15 protein-coding genes are annotated in these 17,231 nt (G+C 65.0%); 3 read left to right on the plus strand and 12 right to left on the minus strand.

The features are described from left to right. Positions 1–47: 47 nt before the first annotated feature. The 3 genes from rpoB to rplJ all read right to left on the minus strand — a co-directional run bounded on the left by rpoB (position 48) and on the right by rplJ (position 5,558). Positions 48–4,166, minus strand: coding sequence for a DNA-directed RNA polymerase subunit beta (rpoB, locus tag XI02_RS26780; protein ID WP_038380462.1), 4,119 nt, complete (start codon positions 4,164–4,166; stop codon positions 48–50). 442 nt (positions 4,167–4,608) lie between these two features. Further along, positions 4,609–4,986, minus strand: coding sequence for a 50S ribosomal protein L7/L12 (rplL, locus tag XI02_RS26785; RefSeq protein ID WP_016847588.1), 378 nt, complete (start codon positions 4,984–4,986; stop codon positions 4,609–4,611). A 53-nt stretch (positions 4,987–5,039) separates the two neighbouring features. Next, the gene (gene rplJ, locus XI02_RS26790) at positions 5,040–5,558 is read right to left on the minus strand and encodes a 50S ribosomal protein L10 (protein WP_038380463.1); all 519 of its coding nucleotides are present in this window, start codon (positions 5,556–5,558) and stop codon (positions 5,040–5,042) included. A 619-nt stretch (positions 5,559–6,177) separates the two neighbouring features. On the opposite strand from rplJ, the gene XI02_RS26795 reads away from it, so the two are divergent. Beyond that, positions 6,178–7,092, plus strand: coding sequence for a hypothetical protein (locus XI02_RS26795; protein ID WP_194483231.1), 915 nt, complete (start codon positions 6,178–6,180; stop codon positions 7,090–7,092). After that, positions 7,070–7,954, plus strand: coding sequence for an RNA polymerase sigma factor SigJ (sigJ, locus tag XI02_RS26800; RefSeq protein ID WP_018272148.1), 885 nt, complete (start codon positions 7,070–7,072; stop codon positions 7,952–7,954). Before XI02_RS26795 ends, sigJ begins: the two co-directional genes overlap by 23 nt. A gap of 8 nt (positions 7,955–7,962) precedes the next feature. Here the strand turns inward: sigJ and XI02_RS26805 are convergent, their stop codons facing one another. From XI02_RS26805 to XI02_RS26835, 7 genes are all read right to left on the minus strand, one after another. Next, positions 7,963–8,919: a 2-hydroxyacid dehydrogenase gene (locus tag XI02_RS26805; RefSeq protein WP_018272149.1), complete on the minus strand. Its 957-nt coding sequence runs from the start codon at positions 8,917–8,919 to the stop codon at positions 7,963–7,965. Positions 8,920–9,074: 155 nt separating this feature from the next. Then, a complete protein-coding gene (gene rplA, locus XI02_RS26810) occupies positions 9,075–9,767 on the minus strand; it encodes a 50S ribosomal protein L1 (RefSeq protein WP_018272150.1) in 693 nt (230 codons plus the stop codon). Between the two features lie 6 nt (positions 9,768–9,773). Beyond that, positions 9,774–10,202, minus strand: coding sequence for a 50S ribosomal protein L11 (gene rplK / locus XI02_RS26815; RefSeq protein WP_016840552.1), 429 nt, complete (start codon positions 10,200–10,202; stop codon positions 9,774–9,776). 131 nt (positions 10,203–10,333) lie between these two features. After that, complete coding sequence (nusG, locus tag XI02_RS26820) at positions 10,334–10,867, minus strand: transcription termination/antitermination protein NusG (RefSeq protein WP_016840553.1); 534 nt, start codon at positions 10,865–10,867, stop codon at positions 10,334–10,336. A gap of 20 nt (positions 10,868–10,887) precedes the next feature. Beyond that, a complete protein-coding gene (gene secE, locus XI02_RS26825; RefSeq protein WP_016840554.1) occupies positions 10,888–11,079 on the minus strand; it encodes a preprotein translocase subunit SecE in 192 nt (63 codons plus the stop codon). 338 nt (positions 11,080–11,417) lie between these two features. Further along, positions 11,418–12,755, minus strand: coding sequence for an ATP-binding protein (locus XI02_RS26830; protein ID WP_038380469.1), 1,338 nt, complete (start codon positions 12,753–12,755; stop codon positions 11,418–11,420). Then, the gene (locus tag XI02_RS26835) at positions 12,755–13,501 is read right to left on the minus strand and encodes a response regulator (protein WP_016840556.1); all 747 of its coding nucleotides are present in this window, start codon (positions 13,499–13,501) and stop codon (positions 12,755–12,757) included. The genes XI02_RS26830 and XI02_RS26835 overlap by 1 nt, the downstream gene beginning before the upstream one ends. A gap of 204 nt (positions 13,502–13,705) precedes the next feature. Here XI02_RS26835 and XI02_RS26840 point away from each other — a divergent pair, with 204 nt between their 5' ends. Beyond that, positions 13,706–14,614, plus strand: a complete 909-nt coding sequence (locus tag XI02_RS26840; RefSeq protein ID WP_038380470.1) for a DUF3313 domain-containing protein — start codon at positions 13,706–13,708, stop codon at positions 14,612–14,614. Positions 14,615–14,619: 5 nt separating this feature from the next. Here XI02_RS26840 and XI02_RS26845 read toward each other — a convergent pair whose 3' ends face one another. Both XI02_RS26845 and XI02_RS26850 read right to left on the minus strand, forming a co-directional pair. After that, complete coding sequence (locus XI02_RS26845) at positions 14,620–16,233, minus strand: acyl-CoA synthetase (protein WP_038380471.1); 1,614 nt, start codon at positions 16,231–16,233, stop codon at positions 14,620–14,622. A gap of 80 nt (positions 16,234–16,313) precedes the next feature. Next, the gene (locus XI02_RS26850; protein ID WP_018272155.1) at positions 16,314–17,078 is read right to left on the minus strand and encodes a FadR/GntR family transcriptional regulator; all 765 of its coding nucleotides are present in this window, start codon (positions 17,076–17,078) and stop codon (positions 16,314–16,316) included. Between the last annotated feature and the right edge of the window lie 153 nt (positions 17,079–17,231).

Here is a 17,231-nt window from a genome sequence, read left to right on the forward strand (position 1 = left end):
CGGAGCGCGAAGGCCCGGCGCTTTCGCGCCGGGCGTCAATCACAGCGTTACTCGGCCGCTTCCGACGTCGGCGCCGGTCCCACCTTGGAATTGTGCAGGTCGACGTTGAGGCCGAGCGAGCGCATTTCCTTGACCAGCACGTTGAACGATTCCGGAATACCGGCCTCGAAGGTGTCGTCGCCGCGCACGATCGCCTCGTACACCTTGGTACGGCCGGCGACGTCGTCCGACTTCACGGTCAGCATCTCCTGCAGCGTGTAGGCGGCGCCGTAGGCTTCCAGCGCCCAGACCTCCATTTCGCCGAAGCGCTGGCCGCCGAACTGCGCCTTGCCGCCCAGCGGCTGCTGGGTGACGAGCGAGTACGGACCGATCGAACGCGCGTGGATCTTGTCGTCCACGAGATGGTGCAGCTTGAGCATGTAGATGTAGCCCATCGTCACCTTGCGATCGAACGCATCGCCGGTGCGGCCGTCATAGACGGTCGACTGGCCGGAGGCGTCGAAGCCCGCGAGCTTCAGCATCTCCTCGATGTCGGCCTCCTTGGCGCCGTCGAACACCGGCGTTGCGATCGGCACGCCGTGGCTCAGATTGCGGCCGAGCTCGACCAGCTCGTTGTCGTTCAGCGACTTGATGGTTTCATCCTCGCCGTAGATCTTCTTCAGGGTCTCGCGCAGCGGCTTGAGATCCTGCTTCTGATAGTAGGCGTCGATGGTCTGGCCGATGCGCTTGCCGAGGCCGGCGCAGGCCCAACCGAGATGGGTCTCAAGGATCTGACCGACGTTCATGCGCGAAGGCACGCCGAGCGGATTGAGCACGATGTCGGCATGCGTTCCGTCCTCGAGGAACGGCATGTCCTCGATCGGCACGATCTTCGACACCACACCCTTGTTGCCGTGACGGCCGGCCATCTTGTCGCCCGGCTGGATCTTGCGCTTCACCGCGACGAAGACCTTGACCATCTTCATCACGCCGGGCGGCAGCTCGTCGCCACGCTGTAGCTTCTCGACCTTGTCGAGGAAGCGCTGCTCAAGGCCCTTCTTCGACTCGTCGTACTGCTTCCGCATGGCCTCGATCTCGGCCATCAGCTTATCGTTCGGCGAGGCGAACAGCCACCACTGCGACTTCGGATACTCGTCGAGCACCGCGCGGGTGATCTTGGTATCCTTCTTGAAGCCCTTCGGGCCGGCGATGCCCTGGCGGTTCTCCAGCAGCTCGGCGAGGCGGTTGTAGACGTTGCGGTCCAGGATCGCCTGCTCGTCGTCGCGGTCCTTGGCGAGACGCTCGATCTCCTCGCGCTCGATCGCCAGCGCACGCTCGTCCTTGTCGACGCCGTGGCGGTTGAACACGCGGACTTCCACGATCGTGCCCTGCACGCCCGGAGGCACGCGCAGCGAGGTGTCGCGGACGTCGGAGGCCTTCTCGCCGAAGATGGCGCGCAGCAGCTTTTCTTCCGGCGTCATCGGGCTCTCGCCCTTCGGCGTGATCTTGCCGACCAGGATGTCGCCGGCGCGGACTTCCGCACCGATGTAGACGATACCGGCTTCGTCGAGGTTCTTCAGCGCTTCTTCCGAGACGTTCGGAATGTCGCGGGTGATTTCCTCAGGACCGAGCTTGGTGTCGCGGGCCATCACCTCGAACTCCTCGATGTGAATCGAGGTGAAGACGTCGTCCTTCACGATCCGCTCGGAGAGCAGGATCGAGTCTTCGAAGTTATAGCCGTTCCACGGCATGAACGCGACCAGCACGTTGCGGCCGAGCGCAAGCTCGCCGAGATCGGTCGACGGACCGTCGGCGATGATGTCGCCCTTCTTGACGATGTCGCCGACCTTCACCAGCGGACGCTGGTTGATGCAGGTCGACTGGTTGGAGCGCTGGTACTTCATCAGCCGGTAGATATCGACGCCCGACTTGGTCGGATCGAGATCCTCGGTGGCGCGGATCACGACGCGGGTGGCGTCGATCTGGTCGATCACGCCCGAGCGGCGCGCGGCAATCGCCGCGCCCGAGTCACGGGCGACCACGCCTTCCATGCCGGTGCCGACGAACGGCGCCTCGGCGCGAACCAGCGGCACCGCCTGGCGCTGCATGTTCGAGCCCATCAGCGCGCGGTTGGCGTCGTCGTTCTCGAGGAACGGGATCAGCGCCGCGGCGACCGAAACCAGCTGCTTCGGCGACACGTCCATGTAGTCGACCTTGTCCGGCGTCACCGGCAGCACTTCGCCGGCATGACGGCAGACCACGAGGTCGTCGGTGAAGCGGCCCTTGGCATCGAGCGGCACGTTGGCCTGCGCGACGCGGTAGCGGCCCTCTTCCATCGCCGACAGATAGACCACCTCGTCGGTGACCCGGCCGTCCTTGATCTTGCGATAGGGCGTCTCGACGAAGCCGTACTTGTTGACGCGCGCGAACGTCGCCAGCGAGTTGATCAGGCCGATGTTCGGACCTTCCGGCGTCTCGATCGGGCAGATGCGGCCGTAATGCGTCGGATGCACGTCGCGGACTTCGAAGCCGGCGCGCTCGCGGGTCAGACCGCCCGGGCCAAGCGCCGACAGGCGCCGCTTGTGGGTGATTTCCGACAGCGGGTTGGTCTGGTCCATGAACTGCGACAGCTGCGAGGAACCGAAGAACTCGCGCACCGCGGCGGCCGCGGGCTTGGCGTTGATCAGGTCCTGCGGCATCACGGTGTCGATATCGACGCTCGACATGCGCTCCTTGATCGCGCGCTCCATGCGGAGCAGGCCGATCCGGTACTGGTTCTCCATGAGCTCGCCGACCGAGCGCACCCGGCGGTTGCCGAGGTGGTCGATGTCGTCGATCTCGCCCTTGCCGTCGCGCAGGTCGACCAGCGTCTTGATGACCGCCAGGATGTCTTCCTTGCGCAGCGTGCGATGGGTATCGGGCGCATCGAGCTCGAGGCGCATGTTCATCTTGACGCGGCCGACCGCGGAGAGGTCGTAGCGCTCGGCGTCGAAGAACAGCGACTGGAACATCGCCTGCGCCGAATCCAGCGTCGGCGGCTCGCCCGGACGCATCACGCGGTAGATGTCGAACAGCGCGTCCTCGCGCGTCATGTTCTTGTCGGCCGACAGCGTGTTGCGGATGTAGGCGCCGACATTGACGTGGTCGATGTCGAGCAGCGGCAGGTCCTTGTAGCCCTGCTCGTTCAGCACCTTGAGCGACTTCTCGGTGATCTCCTCGCTGGCTTCGGCGTAGATCTCACCGGTCTTCGGGTTGACGAGATCCTCGGCGAGATAGTTGCCGACGAGCTCCTCGTCCGACATGCGCAGCGCCTTCAGGCCCTTCTCCTGAAGCTGGCGCGCCTGGCGCACGGTCAGCTTCTTGCCGGCCTCGAGCACCACCTTGCCGGTGTCGGCGTCGATCAGGTCGTTGACGGTCGAATAGCCGCGGAAGCGGTTGGCGTCGAACGGCACGCGCCATCCGTCCTTGGTCCGCTTGTAGGTGATCTTCTTGTAGAAGGTCGACAGGATCTGCTCGCCGTCGAGACCGAGCGCGTACATCAGCGAGGTCACGGGCAGCTTGCGGCGACGGTCGATGCGCGCGAACACGATGTCCTTGGCGTCGAACTCGATGTCGAGCCAGGAACCGCGATACGGAATCACGCGCGCGGCAAACAGCAGCTTGCCGGACGAATGGGTCTTGCCCTTGTCGTGGTCGAAGAACACGCCGGGCGAACGGTGCATCTGCGAGACGATGACGCGCTCGGTGCCGTTGACGACAAAGGTGCCGTTCATCGTCATGAGCGGGATGTCGCCCATGTAGACGTCCTGCTCCTTGATGTCCTTCACCGACTTGGCGCCGGTTTCCTCGTCGATATCGAACACGATCAGGCGCAGCGTCACCTTGAGCGGCGCAGCGAAGGTCATGCCGCGCTGGCGGCACTCGTCGACGTCATATTTCGGCGGCTCGAACTCGTAGCGGACGAATTCGAGCATCGAGGTGCCGGAAAAGTCCGAGATCGGGAACACCGAGCGGAACACGGCCTGCAGGCCCTCGTCGGGGCGCCCGCCGTCGGGCTCCTCCACCATCAGGAACTGGTCGTAGGACGCCTTCTGAACCTCGATGAGGTTCGGCATCTCGGCGACTTCCTTGATGTGACCGAAAAACTTGCGTACGCGTTTGCGACCGGTGAATGTCTGCTGCGCCATCGTGGCCTCTCATTTTCGTCGCCTTTGTGGGGCGAACCTTCCGGGACGCGACTGCCATCGGCCCCGGGTTGAATTTCGAATCGTCTCGAAGGAACGAAGCGCAAAGTCAGGAATTAAATCCCCGTCCCGGCCCCAACCACCTCCAAAACGCAAAACAACGCGCGGGGCGCATCACTGCACCCGCTCGTCCAAACGCTCCGCTTTACGGACTGAAAAAGCCCGAAATCTGACTGTCTCCCAACGGCTTCCGCCGAGGACCCTGCCGTCCCCGCCGCCTACCGTGTTTTTCCGCTGCCAACCCCATATGGGATGGCAATAAAGGAGATTCGAGGGTTAAGTCCACGGATCCCCACACTTTTTTGTGTCCGACGCGCAACGCGACAACCTGTCGCACGCCGCTTGCATGGCCCGGGAGCGCCCTGCGGCGCTCCCGGATCGCGCATTACTTGAGCTCGACCTTGGCGCCAGCCTTCTCGAGCTGGGCCTTGATCTTGTCGGCTTCTTCCTTGTTGACGCCTTCCTTGAGCGGCTTCGGAGCGCCTTCGACGAGGTCCTTGGCTTCCTTCAGACCGAGGCCGGTGATGGCGCGGACTTCCTTGATGACCTCGATCTTCTTGTCGCCGGCGGCAGCCAGCACGACGGTGAAGTCGGTCTTCTCTTCAGCCGGAGCAGCGGCGGCACCACCAGCAGCCGGGCCGGCAACCGCGACGGCGGCAGCGGCGGACACGCCCCACTTTTCTTCGAGGAGCTTGGCGAGTTCGGCCGCTTCGAGCACGGTGAGGCTCGAGAGGTCGTCGACGATTTTCTGCAAGTCAGCCATTGTTCAGTTCCTTAAACGTTTGGTTCGAACCAGGTTTGAGATTAGCGAAGGGGTCAGGCCGCTTCGCTCTTTGAGGCATGAGCCTGAATGACGCGCGCGAGCTTGGCCGCGGGCGCGTTGGAGAGCTGAGCGAGCTTGGTCGCGGGCGCCACGAGGAGGCCCACGATCTTGCCGCGCAGTTCGTCGAGCGACGGCAGTGAGGCAAGTGCCTTCACGCTGTCGACATTCAGGACGGTTTTACCCATCGAACCGCCGAGGATGACGAACTTCTCGTTCGCCTTGGCGAATTCGATGGCAACCTTTGGCGCCGCAACCGGATCGTTCGAAGTAGCGATCACGGTCGGCCCCTTCAGCAGGGAACCGATGGCTGCGACGTCAGTGCCTTCAAGAGCAATTTTGGCGAGACGGTTCTTCGAGACCTTCACCGACGCGCCCGCCTGCTTCATCTGCATGCGCAGCTTCTGCATCTGGGCCACGGTGAGGCCGGAATAGTGAGCAACGACCGCGACGCCCGTGGTCTTGAAGACCTCATTGAGCTGTTCGACCGCCTCTTTTTTTGCCGCTCGTTCCACAGCAAGCTCTCTCCGGTTGGCGGCCTTTCCGCGAGGACAGGACCGCCGGGTTGCACCCATCGTCCCGCCCTAAACCTGATCCTTGGGGCGCAACACCCTTCGGACATGCCGGGCAAGACGACATCTAGAAGCCTGCCCTCCCAGAGCCTTGCGGCCATGGGCTGTCGAGGTTCGAACCAAACCAGCCTCCCGGCCGCGAACTGATCGCGACGTGGGGTGCAAAATCCGGTCTTCACCCGTCTATGCAGGCCATGCGATTAAGCCGTTGAAAACACGAAGTTCTCGCGGGCGCCTGCAGTCTTGGACAGGATCGAGGCACTTCAGCACGCTGAAGGCCCCTGCTCTCACGCCGTCAGAGGCGACGGGTTTCCTTCCTTTCGAGCATCCTTGCGGGCATGCGGAAAGGAATGATCTCCTATCATCTCAGGTTTTCGGATTGCGAGCACGGACATGCCAGCAAGTGCCAGCACGCCCGGAAGGCGCTATGTAGCCGGTCCTGCCCTGCTTGCCAAGAGCAAATTTCAGACCAGTTCGGCGACCGGCCCGGCCCAGCGAAAAATTTCTTCCCGGACGGCGTCACGCGCCGTCTCCGTCGCTCGTCTTGGCGCTGGAGGCTCGCATGAAACGATGGATTGCAGGAATTCTCGCCCTATTCAACCTCGGCAATGGGCTGGTGATGCTCTCAGCCGGTTCCCTCTGGTGGTCGCTGGTGCCCGGCGCCGCCGATACCGGTCCGTTCAACCCTCATTTGGTCCAGGATGTCGGCATCGCCTTCATCGCAGCCGGGCTCGGCCTGGCGGCGCGAGCCTTGTGGCCGGCCTGGTGGCCGGCAGCGGTCGCGGGCGCCGCGTTCCTGGCCGGCCACGGCGTGCTGCATCTCGTGATGATTGCCGGCGGCCACGACCGCCACGCCGCATCCGATCTGGTGGCGGTCGTCCTGCCCGCGGCGCTCGCCCTCTATTCCGCTCTGCCAAATCAAGGAGAAGACATACGTAGTTTCATCGCGCGCCGCATGCTGCGCGCCTATTCCAGGCGCTACGGCTACGACACCACCTATCTCGAGACCATGCTCAAGGAATCGCCCGCCGCGTTCTTCAAATTCGCCGGCGCGATGAAGGCCGCCGCCTACCGCGCGGTCGCGCCGGTTGAGGCCTTCTATGCCGCCAAGCTGACCGGCGCCCTGGCGGAAGATTGCGGTCCCTGTGCGCAACTCGTCGTCGACATGGCGATCGGAGCCGGAATGGCGGAACAGCAGGTCACCGCCGTGCTCCGGCGCGATGTTGCCGCCATGACCGCGGACACCGCGCTCGGCTTCCACTTCGCCAACGCCATCGTGCAGCGCTCGACCGACGACGATGCCTGCCGCGACGCGGTTCGCGCGCGCTGGGGCGAAAAAGGCGTGATCGACCTCGCTTTGGCCCTACAAATCGGCCGCATCTTCCCCATGATGAAGCTGGCGCTGGGATATGCCAGGGAGTGTCGCCGCGTGACCGTGGCCGGCCATCAGATCGATGTCATCAAGCAGGCTGCCTGAGCGCGACCCGCTGGCGCCGTATCGGGCGCGGCTGACCGGGCTTGCCTATCGCATGCTCGGCAGCCGCGGCGATGCCGACGATGTGGTCCAGGACGCCTGGCTGCGGTTCGCCGCGGCCGACGACGTTCGCAATCCCGAGGCGTTCCTCGTCACCGTGGTGACCCGGCTTTGTCTTGACCGGCTGAAGAGCGCCCGCGCCCAGCGCGAGGTCTATGTCGGTGCCTGGTTGCCCGAGCCGGTGTTCGACGAGACGCTGTCGGCCGAGGCGGCGACCGAACTCGCAGACGATCTCTCCTTCGCGCTGATGCTGGCGCTCGACGCCCTGACGCCGCTCGAGCGCGCCGCGTTCCTGCTGCACGACGTGTTCGACCGGCCATTCGCGGAAGTCGCCCGCACCCTCGAGCGCAGCGAGGCGGCCTGCCGGCAGCTCGCCGCGCGCGCCCGCCGATCGGTCCGCGGCAACCGCCCTGTTCCCGTCGAGCCGCCCGAAGGCCACGCACGGCTGCTGACGGCATTCTGCAAGGCCGCGGCCAGCGGCGACGTCTCCGCCCTCGCCAACCTGCTGCGCGAGGATGCCATCGCGATCACCGATGGCGGCGGCCGCAAGCTGGCGGCGCTGAAGCCGATCAAGGGGGCAGAGAAGATCGTCCGCTTCATCATCGGTATCGCCGGCAAGAACGCCGGCAGCGAGGTTCGCGTCGAGCCGATGATGGTCAATGGCTGCGCGGGCGCGCTGATCTTCCTCGATGGCGAAGTCGACCACACGCTGAGCATGGCGATCGACGGCGAGACCGGCCGGATTGCGGCGATCTACATCGTCCGCAACCCGGACAAGCTGCGTCACGCGCCGCGCCGGAGCTGAAGCTCCGGTCAGGCCGCCGTCGCCACCGGATAGGCGAGCGGCTTGCCGGCGAAGAACGCGTCGAGATTGGCCAGCACGCAATCCTGCATGGCGACGTGCGATTCCAGCGTGTGGCCGCCGAGATGCGGCGACAGCACAACGTTCGGCAACGCGGTCAGCGCATCGGGCGCATGCGGCTCCCTGGCGAACACGTCGAGGCCGGCGCCGGCGATCACGCCGTCGGTCAGCGCCGCGACCAGCGCCGTCTCGTCGATGACCGAGCCGCGCGCGATGTTGACGACAAAGCCGTCGCTGCCGAGCCGGCGCAGGATGTCGGCATTGATCGCATGCTCGGTCTCGGCGCCGGCGCGGACGGCCACCAGCAGCACGCTGCACCAATCGGCGAGCGCCTCCAGCGTCGGAAAGTATTGATAGGGCACGTCGTGCTTCGAGCGGCTGAAGTAGCCGACCTCGGTCTCGAAGGCGGCGACGCGGGCGGCGATCTTGCGGCCGATCTCGCCCATGCCGTAGACGCCGACCTTGCGGCCGCGCATGCCGGCCTGCGGCCGCATCATCGGCGACGGCTTTGCACGTGCCCAGTCGCCGCTCCGGACGTAATTGTCAGCCACCAGCAGCCGCCGCACCGACGCCAGCATCAAGGTGACTGCGGTGTCCGCGACCGACGCCGCATTGGCACCGGGGCTGTGACCGACCGCGATGCCGCGTTTCGCGGCGGCGGCGAGATCGACGCCGTCGTAGCCGGTGCCGTAGCAGACGATCGCGCCGAGCTTCGGCAGCATGTCCATGGCCTCCGTGCCGAGCGCCGTGCCGCCCGCAGTGATGATGGCGCGGATCTCGGCGAGCTCGGCCGGCGGGAACGCCTCGTCCCATCGCTTGCCTGCCGCGTTCAGCAGCTCATAGCGCTCGCCGAAGCGGATCAGCTGGGCCTTGGGAAAACGCGAATAGACCAGGACCTTATCGGGCATTGTTCTTCTTTCTTGCGAGAGGCTTCAGCTGGTTGTTCTGACGCGTTTTCTTCACGCGAACCGGCACCCACTTCGCTGGAAAACGCTCTTGCAAAACAAAGGGCGGAACCGGTTACCCGGTCCCGCCCCTCTTTATCTCGTCACGGCCAAGGATCTCAGCCGAGGATCGTACCCGGCTCGACCTTCACGCCCGGGCCCATGGTGGAGGAAACCGCCACGCGCTGGATGTAGGTGCCCTTGGAGCCCGCCGGCTTCGCCTTGGAGACCGCGTCGGCCAGCGCCTTGACGTTCTCGACCAGCTTGTCCTCGGAGAACGAGGCCTTGCCGATGCCGGCCTGCACGATGCCGGCCTTCTCGACGCGGAACTCGACCGAGCCGCCCTTGGCACCCTTCACGGCGTTGGTGACGTCCATGGTCACGGTGCCGATCTTCGGGTTCGGCATCATGCCGCGCGGACCGAGCACCTTACCGAGGCGGCCGACCAGAGGCATCATGTCGGGCGTGGCGATACAACGATCGAAATCGATCGCGCCGCCCTGCACCTTCTCGACCAGGTCTTCGGCACCGACGACGTCGGCACCGGCGGCCTTGGCTTCCTCAGCCTTGGCGCCCCGCGCGAACACGCCGACGCGAAGCGTACGGCCGGTTCCGTTCGGCAGGTTGACGACGCCGCGGACCATCTGGTCGGCGTGGCGCGGGTCGACGCCGAGATTGATCGCGATCTCGATCGTCTCGTCGAACTTCGACTTGGCGCGCTCCTTGACCATCTTGATGGCATCCGCGAGCGGATAGAGCTTCTCGCGATCGACGCCCTCGCGGGCCTTCTTCAAACGCTTTCCGATTGACATGGCCCGTTACCCCGCAACTTCCAGACCCATCGAACGGGCAGAGCCCTCGACCATCTTCATGGCCGATTCGATGGTGTCGCAATTCAAGTCCTTCATCTTCTTCTCGGCGATCTCGCGCACCTGCGCCTTGGTCACCTGGCCGGCCTTGTCACGGCCCGGCGCCTTCGATCCGGACTGGATCTTGGCGGCCTGCTTGAGGAAGTAGGACATCGGAGGGGTCTTCATCTCGAAGGTGAAGGACCGGTCCGCATAGATGGTGATGATCACCGGGATCGGGGTGTTCTTCTCTTCCTTCTGGGTCTGCGCGTTGAACGCCTTGCAGAACTCCATGATGTTGAGACCGCGCTGACCAAGCGCGGGGCCGATCGGGGGCGAAGGATTCGCCGCACCGGCCGGGACCTGAAGCTTCAGGTATCCGGTCACTTTCTTTGCCATTTATCACTCCTGTTGTGCCGGACAGGGCCGGCGGTTTCAGGTTCCGTGGTTCGGTTGAAGGGGCTGGCGACCGCCTCCTCCCTCCCACGGCCTCTCGACTTGACGCGAGGCATATACCCCGCGCCGTCCGGTCAGACCACCTTTTCGACCTGACCGAATTCCAGTTCCACGGGGGTCGCGCGGCCGAAGATCGACACCGCAACCTTCACGCGCGAGCGCGCCTCGTCGATTTCTTCCACCACGCCGGAGAACGAGGCGAACGGGCCGTCGGCCACGCGCACGTTCTCGCCGATTTCGAACGACACCGACGCCTTCGGACGCTCCACGCCCTCCTGCACCTGGTGCAGGATCCGCATCGCTTCCGCTTCGGAGATCGGCATCGGCTTGTTTTCCGCGCCGAGGAAGCCGGTCACCTTCGGGGTGTTCTTGATCAGATGGAACGCCTCGTCGGTCAGCTTCATCTTCACCAGCACATAGCCCGGGAAGAACTTGCGCTCGGCGTCGATCTTGCGGCCGCGGCGCACCTCGGTGACCTTCTCGGTCGGCACCAGCACCTGCTCGAACAGCTCTTCCAGCCCGCGCTGCTTGGCCTGCTCACGGATCGATTCCGCGACCTTCTTCTCGAAGTTCGAATAGGCGTGAACGATGTACCAGCGCTTGTCCATCAATTGAGTTCCCATGCTCATCAGTGGATGCCCAGTATCAGGGTGATGAGGTAGCGGATGATCTGATCCGCGGCGAAGAAGAAGATCGAGGCCAGCGCCACCATCACGAACACCATGATGGTGGTGATGGTCGTCTCGCGGCGCGTCGGCCAGGTGACCTTGGCGGTCTCCGAGCGCACTTCCTGCAGGAATTTGAACGGGCTGAAAGCCATCGTGAGATCCGCGTCCGTGACCGGACGATTGCAACGTTTCAAGGAATCCGAACAGCCGACCTTGCGGACCCAGCCCTCGTTTGGAAGGTTGAGCCGATAAACGAGCTCGAATGTTCGGGGAATTAGGCCGCGCCGGATATCCGCCATCAAAGCGGGCCGGCTGCGAGTGCCGGGTATCTACTGCGAGACCGGCCAAACGTCAAGGTCGACGGGGTCGCATCCGGCGCATGCCCGGCTCGGGCCGATCGGGCATTGGCCTCTCCAAATCAAGGGCTTAGCCGGCACCCGGCGGCAGGAGGACGCTTCCGTCGCGCATCGCAGCCGCTGTCTGGCCTCCTCTAGGCCAGGACGGGCGTCGGCGGCAGCAGCATCGAGACAAGCAATCCGCTCGGCTCGCCCGGCTTCAACGCGATGCTGCCGCCATGCCGTTTGACAATATCCTGGGCGATCGACAGCCCCAGCCCAAAGCCGCCGCTGTCCTGACGCGCGCTGTCGGCCTTGAAGAAAGGCTTGAAGACCTTGTCACGCAGCGCCGGCGGGATGCCGGGACCATCGTCGGCCACCGCGATCTCGATGTGATCGGCCTCCGCGCGGCGCAGCGTCACCGCAACCAGGCTGCCGTGCTTGACCGCATTCTCCACGACATTGGTGACGGCGCGCGACAGCGCGCGGGGCCGGCAGACATAGGGCAGCCGCGCGGGCCCGGCATAGGACACCGCATGGCCCGTATCGGTGAAGTCCGAGCAGATCGTCTGCAGAAAGCTCGGCAGGTCGATGCACGATGCCGCCTCGGTGCGGGCATCCTCGCGCAGATACTCCAGCGTCTCGTTGATCATGCGCGTCATCTTGGCGATATCGCCCAGCATCGCCGTGCGCAGCGCGTCTTCGCGCACTCGCTCGGAGCGCAACCTGAGCCGCGTCAGCGGCGTCCGCAGGTCGTGGCTGATCGCCGCCAGCATGCGGGTGCGGTCGTCGAGCAGTGCTGCGATACGGGTGCGCATGTCGTTCAGCGCGTCCGCGACCTGGGCGATCTCGCGCGGACCGCGCCGACGCAGCACTTTGGAAGTCCGCGGCGAGCGGCCGAACGAGGTCGCAGCGCGTGCGACCTCCGCCAGCGGCGCAATCACCCAGCGCACCGCATAGACCGACAGCAGCAGCATCGAAATCAGCAAGATGATCGCGCCCCCGGCCACCGGACGGAGCAAAGTGGACCAGAGGCCGCCCTTGACCGCAACGTCGGCCATCAGCGCGTGGCCCTCGTCGAGCCTCACGATCACCTGTGACGACGAGCCTGCCGGATGGCGCAGGTCCTCCATCAACTCAATTCCGGGCTCGGCCGCCAGTTGCCGGAATGCTCGCATGGAAAACGACCGCGTCTCCGCGGTTGTTCGAGGCACCAGTTCGCCCAAGGCGACGCGCCTGACGTCGAGACCGCCGCGCCTGGCTGCGGCCAGCAGTTCATCCGCGTCTGCCGGCGTCTTAATCGAACGCACCAGCTGTGTGAGCTCCGCGACCCGCCCTGCCAGAAACTTCTGCGTGTCGGTGATCGAGGGAGAATCGAACAGATAGATGATGGTCACCGCCGCGAGCATGATGCCGATCAGTTCCGAGAGCGCGACGAGGCTCATGAGTTGCGCAGCGACGCTGCGCGGTATCAGCCGCTGCGCCCATCCCATCAGATCTGCTCGACTGCAGGCGTGAAGAGGTAGCCGCCGAGCCGCACGGTCTTGATCATCGAGCGGTCCTTCGGATCCGGCTCGATCTTCTGCCTGATGCGGCTGATATGGACGTCGACGCTGCGCTCGACCGATGCGATCAGGCCGCCGAAGGCCTGCTCGATCAATTGCTCGCGTGACAGCACCCGTCCCGGATTGCGGCAGAACGTCAGCAACAGGTCGAATTCTGCGCCGGTCAACGTGATCCGGACGCCGGCCGGGTCATGGAGCTCGCGCGTCGTGGGATTGATGCGCCATCCGGCGAAGGTCAAAGGGCGCGGCCGGCTGGGTGACACAGAGCCGCTCTCGACCCGGCGCAACAACGCGCGGATGCGGGCCACCACCTCGCGCGAGTTGAAGGGCTTGGTGACATAGTCGTCGGCACCGAGCTCGAGGCCGAGGATGCGGTCGATGTCCTCGCCGCGCGCCGTCAGCATGATGATGGGAATCGTGGACGACATGCGCAGGCGTCGGCAGATGCTCAGCCCATCCTCGCCGGGCAGCATCACGTCGAGCACGATGAGATCGAAGCTCTCGCGCTTGAGCAGCGCATCCATCTCGACGGCCGAACCAACCAGCACCGGTCTGAAGCCGTTGTCCTGCAGCACCTCGGCCAGCATGCGAGCGATATCGGCATCGTCCTCGACGCAGAGGATGCGTGCGTTGGTGACGGGGAAAGCCACGAGGTCATATTCCAGGATTTGCATCACGGCATTTTAGAGGCCTCGGCCCCAAATGCGCAGCGCGCAAATATAGCGTTTTGTTAAGCCTGCACGGCCAAATGTGGCTCAAATAGGTCGCGCGGTTTCGCGAGCTACATCTGACTTAATATCTCTTAATCCCGACCTCGGCGGCCCTGCCCTATCGTGACGTGCGATCGTTCGTGGGGTGAGCGATCGTTCGAGGGGTACATGAGAGTCGAATTTCTGCCGGGCGCTGCGACTGATGCGCAGAGCACGGGCCCGGCGTCGCGCAATGGTCAGCCCAATCGGCCGTCCCTGCTTGCCGGCGCTGCGGTTGCGATGGCGTTGCTGTCGGGCTGTGCCAGCGCACCGATGACGCGGGGCGGGTCATTGGCATCCTACGACAATCTCACGCCGTCCGACGGAGTGCTGGCGAAATCGCTGGTTCGCGTCAACAAGGACGAGGTCCTCGCCGCGAAGACGGTGCGGATCGTCCCGACGACCTTCTCGCAGGCAGCGTCGCCGACGCTGTCCCAGGAGCAGCGGCACTTGGTGGCCAACGCGATCGATCGTTCGCTATGCGTCGGCCTGAGCGAGCGGCTTCAGGTCGTTGGTCCCGATCAGCCCGCGGATCTGTCCGTGCACGCGCTTGTCACCCAGGCGGCCCCCACCGACGAGGTCGCGGCGGGCACTTCCAAGGTGGTCAGCTTCCTGCCGAGCGCGCTCGGCGCGGGAGTGCCGGTGCCGGTGCCGCGGTTGCCGGTCGGGCTTGGCAGCCTGACCGTCGAAGCCGAGGTGCGCGATCAGGCCAGCCGCCAGCAGGCGGCGATGATCTGGGCCCGCGGGGCGAATTCGTTCACCAACTCGCCCATGGTCTCGAGCGCCGGTGACGCCTACGATCTCGCCCCTTCCTTCAGCGACGATTTCAGCAAGCTCGTCGTCACCGGCGCGACGCCATTCGGAAAGGCGCCGGAGCTGCCATCGTTCGACAAGATTGGCGCAACGCTCGGCGGCAAGCCGAAATACGCGGCCTGCGAGGCGTTCGGCCGCAATCCCGGCCTGGTCGGAATGGCCGCCGGCAAGCTTGGCCTGCCGCCGGAATGGTCGGACAAGGCGCCGGCGACAGCTGGCCAATAGGCAGCCTAGCCGGCGAAGCTCTTCTGCACCGCCTGATCTAGCGTCGTCCCGCCGACATAGCGCTGCCGCAGCTCACGCTTCAGCAGTTTGCCGCTCGGGTTCTTCGGCAGGCTGTCGACGAAGATGACCTGCTTCGGCACCTTGAAATGGGCCATCGACGCCGCGCAATGCTTGATGACGGCGTCGGCATCGAGGCTTTGGCCGGCCTTGACCACGACGATCGCGGTCACCGCCTCGATCCAGCGCGGATCGGGCAGCCCGACCACCGCAACCTCCGACACCGAAGGCAGGCGGTAGATCATCTCCTCGACCTCGCGGCTCGCGACATTCTCGCCGCCGCTCTTGATCATGTCCTTCACCCGATCGACGACGGTGATGTAGCCGTCGGCATCGACGGTCGCGAGATCGCCGGAATGAAACCAGCCGCCGGCGAACGCGGCCGCGGTCTTGACCGGATCATTGTAGTAGCCGGACAAGAGATGCGGCGAGCGGTGCACGATCTCGCCGACCTCCCCTATCCCGACGTCGGTCATGTCCGGCCTGACCACCCGCGTCTCGACATTGATCGCGGGCTTGCCGGCCGAGCCGGCCTTCGGCAGCTGGTCTTCCGGCGAAAGCACGGTCGCGAGCGGCGCGATCTCGGTCTGGCCGTAGAAATTCCAGAACTTCACGTCGGGCAGCCGGCGCTGCAATTCGAGCAGCACCTCGACCGGCATGATCGAGGCACCGTAATAGCCCTTGCGCAGGGTCGACAGGTCGGTGCGGTCGAACGCGCCCGAGCGCAGCATCGCGATCCAGATCGTCGGCGGCGCGAAGAACGAGTTGATCTTGTGAGCCGCGATCAGCGCCAGGACATTGTCGGGCACCGGCTTGCCGGTAATGAGGCTGGTGGCGCCGAGATAGATCGCGGGCCCCAGGAAGACGTCGAGCTGCGCGCAGTGATAGAGCGGCAGCGCGTGCAGCACCGTGTCGTCGGTCGCCATGCCGCCGTCGATGATGCAGCTGACATACTGCCACATGACGGCTTCATGGGTGAGGATCGCGCCCTTCGGCAGCGACTCGGTGCCGCTGGTGTAGATGATCTGCGCGGGATCGCGGCTGTCCACCGACACATCCGGCGCCGAGGCGTCGCTGTGCAGCAGGCTGTCGAATGTCGTGATGCCGTCGGGCGCAGTGGACGGATCCTCGCCCGGCAGCCAGATCAGGGTCTCGACCGCCGAGCCCTTGGCAGCCGCAGCGTGAGCCGTCTCCACGAAATCGGGGCCGACCGCGAGCAGCTTGGCACCGGAATTGGCGAGGATGAAATTGATCTCGTCCGGATTGAGCATGAAGTTGATCGGCACCAGGATGGCGCCGATCCGGGCCACCGCAAACCGCAGCGCGGCGAAGCCGTGCGAGTTGCGCGACAGCACCGCGACGCGATCGCCCTTCGCAACGCCAAGCGTGAGCAGGCCGCGGCCGAGCCGATTGCAGATCGCGTCCATCTCCGCAAAGCTCCAGCTCACCTCGCCGCAGATCAGCGCGGTCTTGCCGGGGTAGCGCTTCGCCGACCGGCGCAACAGATCGCCGATGCTGTGCTCGCGGGCGCGCTGGATGGTTGCTGCGATGTCTCCGCTCATTTGTCCCTCCCGAATGTGCTTGTTGTCGCTGTCTTGTTTTCGTCTTGTCTTGTTTGCGTCTTGTCTTGGCCGCGCCGTCGCTATTGCCGGGCGGCGTAAGCGTGTTCCATGTAGGTGTGCTCGACCGAGCGATCGAGCGAGGCGATCTTCTCGAAGCCGCGCCGCCAGTCCTGCAAATGCCGCCGCGTCCACAGCACGCCGGCCTCCTTGTCGCGCCGCTTGATCGCGTCGAGCAGATGATGGTGCGCCTCGACGAGGCGCGCGCCGCCCTCCGGCACGCCGCCCACGATCATCTCGGTGGTCGGAAAGAACAGTTGCGCGGCGGGCTCGCGCGCCAGCTGCAGCACGCGGTTCTGCGAAGCCTTGGCCATCAGCACATGGAATTCCGCATCGAGCTCGGCAAGCGCAGCGGGATTGCCGACGACAGCTGCGCTGCGCTCGAGATTGCCGGCGAGCTCGGCGATGTTCTCCTCGGTGGCGCGCTCCACCGCGCCCTCGACGCTCGCGACCTCCAGCGTCATCGAGGTCTCGAACAATTCGCGGAACGTCACCTCGTGCAGGATCAGCGCGCGGGACAGTCGCGTGGCGAGCTTGTTGTAGCGCGGCAGGCAGGCCTGCAGCCGCCGGCTGGAATCGCGGCGGATCAGCCCGCCCTCCTCGAGCACGCGAATGCCTTCGCGCACGGTCGAGCGGTTGACGCCGAACTGCGCAACCAGCTGCTGCTCGGTGCCGATCGGCTCGCCCGGCTTGATCCGGCCGTTGATGATCTCGCGTTCGATCGCGTCGGCGACCTTCTGATAGGCCGGCGCGACATCGATGCGTCGGAACAGCGGCGTGGTGGGCATCTTCAGCTCCCCCGGACTCCCGATTGTCGTTTGTCGGACAAAAGATAGGCGAAGGCTTTTGGGGCGTCAAACGAGCAATATTCGGCCTGATTGTCGCACCCAGGCGGCCGGAATTGACACCGGAACCGGGCAAATCTAGCTTTGTCGGACAAA

Source organism: Bradyrhizobium sp. CCBAU 21365 (genome assembly GCF_015291305.1).
GTDB lineage: Bacteria > Pseudomonadota > Alphaproteobacteria > Rhizobiales > Xanthobacteraceae > Bradyrhizobium > Bradyrhizobium elkanii.

Coding starts and splice junctions, on each gene's coding strand:
- rpoB (WP_038380462.1), bottom strand. CDS start 4,166: ATGGCGCAGCAGACATTCACCGGTCGCAAACGCGTACGCAAGTTTTTC.
- rplL (WP_016847588.1), bottom strand. CDS start 4,986: ATGGCTGACTTGCAGAAAATCGTCGACGACCTCTCGAGCCTCACCGTG.
- XI02_RS26795 (WP_194483231.1), top strand. CDS start 6,178: ATGAAACGATGGATTGCAGGAATTCTCGCCCTATTCAACCTCGGCAAT.
- sigJ (WP_018272148.1), top strand. CDS start 7,070: ATGTCATCAAGCAGGCTGCCTGAGCGCGACCCGCTGGCGCCGTATCGG.
- XI02_RS26805 (WP_018272149.1), bottom strand. CDS start 8,919: ATGCCCGATAAGGTCCTGGTCTATTCGCGTTTTCCCAAGGCCCAGCTG.
- rplA (WP_018272150.1), bottom strand. CDS start 9,767: ATGTCAATCGGAAAGCGTTTGAAGAAGGCCCGCGAGGGCGTCGATCGC.
- rplK (WP_016840552.1), bottom strand. CDS start 10,202: ATGGCAAAGAAAGTGACCGGATACCTGAAGCTTCAGGTCCCGGCCGGT.
- nusG (WP_016840553.1), bottom strand. CDS start 10,867: ATGGACAAGCGCTGGTACATCGTTCACGCCTATTCGAACTTCGAGAAG.
- secE (WP_016840554.1), bottom strand. CDS start 11,079: ATGGCTTTCAGCCCGTTCAAATTCCTGCAGGAAGTGCGCTCGGAGACC.
- XI02_RS26830 (WP_038380469.1), bottom strand. CDS start 12,755: ATGGGATGGGCGCAGCGGCTGATACCGCGCAGCGTCGCTGCGCAACTC.
- XI02_RS26835 (WP_016840556.1), bottom strand. CDS start 13,501: ATGCAAATCCTGGAATATGACCTCGTGGCTTTCCCCGTCACCAACGCA.
- XI02_RS26840 (WP_038380470.1), top strand. CDS start 13,706: ATGAGAGTCGAATTTCTGCCGGGCGCTGCGACTGATGCGCAGAGCACG.
- XI02_RS26845 (WP_038380471.1), bottom strand. CDS start 16,233: ATGAGCGGAGACATCGCAGCAACCATCCAGCGCGCCCGCGAGCACAGC.
- XI02_RS26850 (WP_018272155.1), bottom strand. CDS start 17,078: ATGCCCACCACGCCGCTGTTCCGACGCATCGATGTCGCGCCGGCCTAT.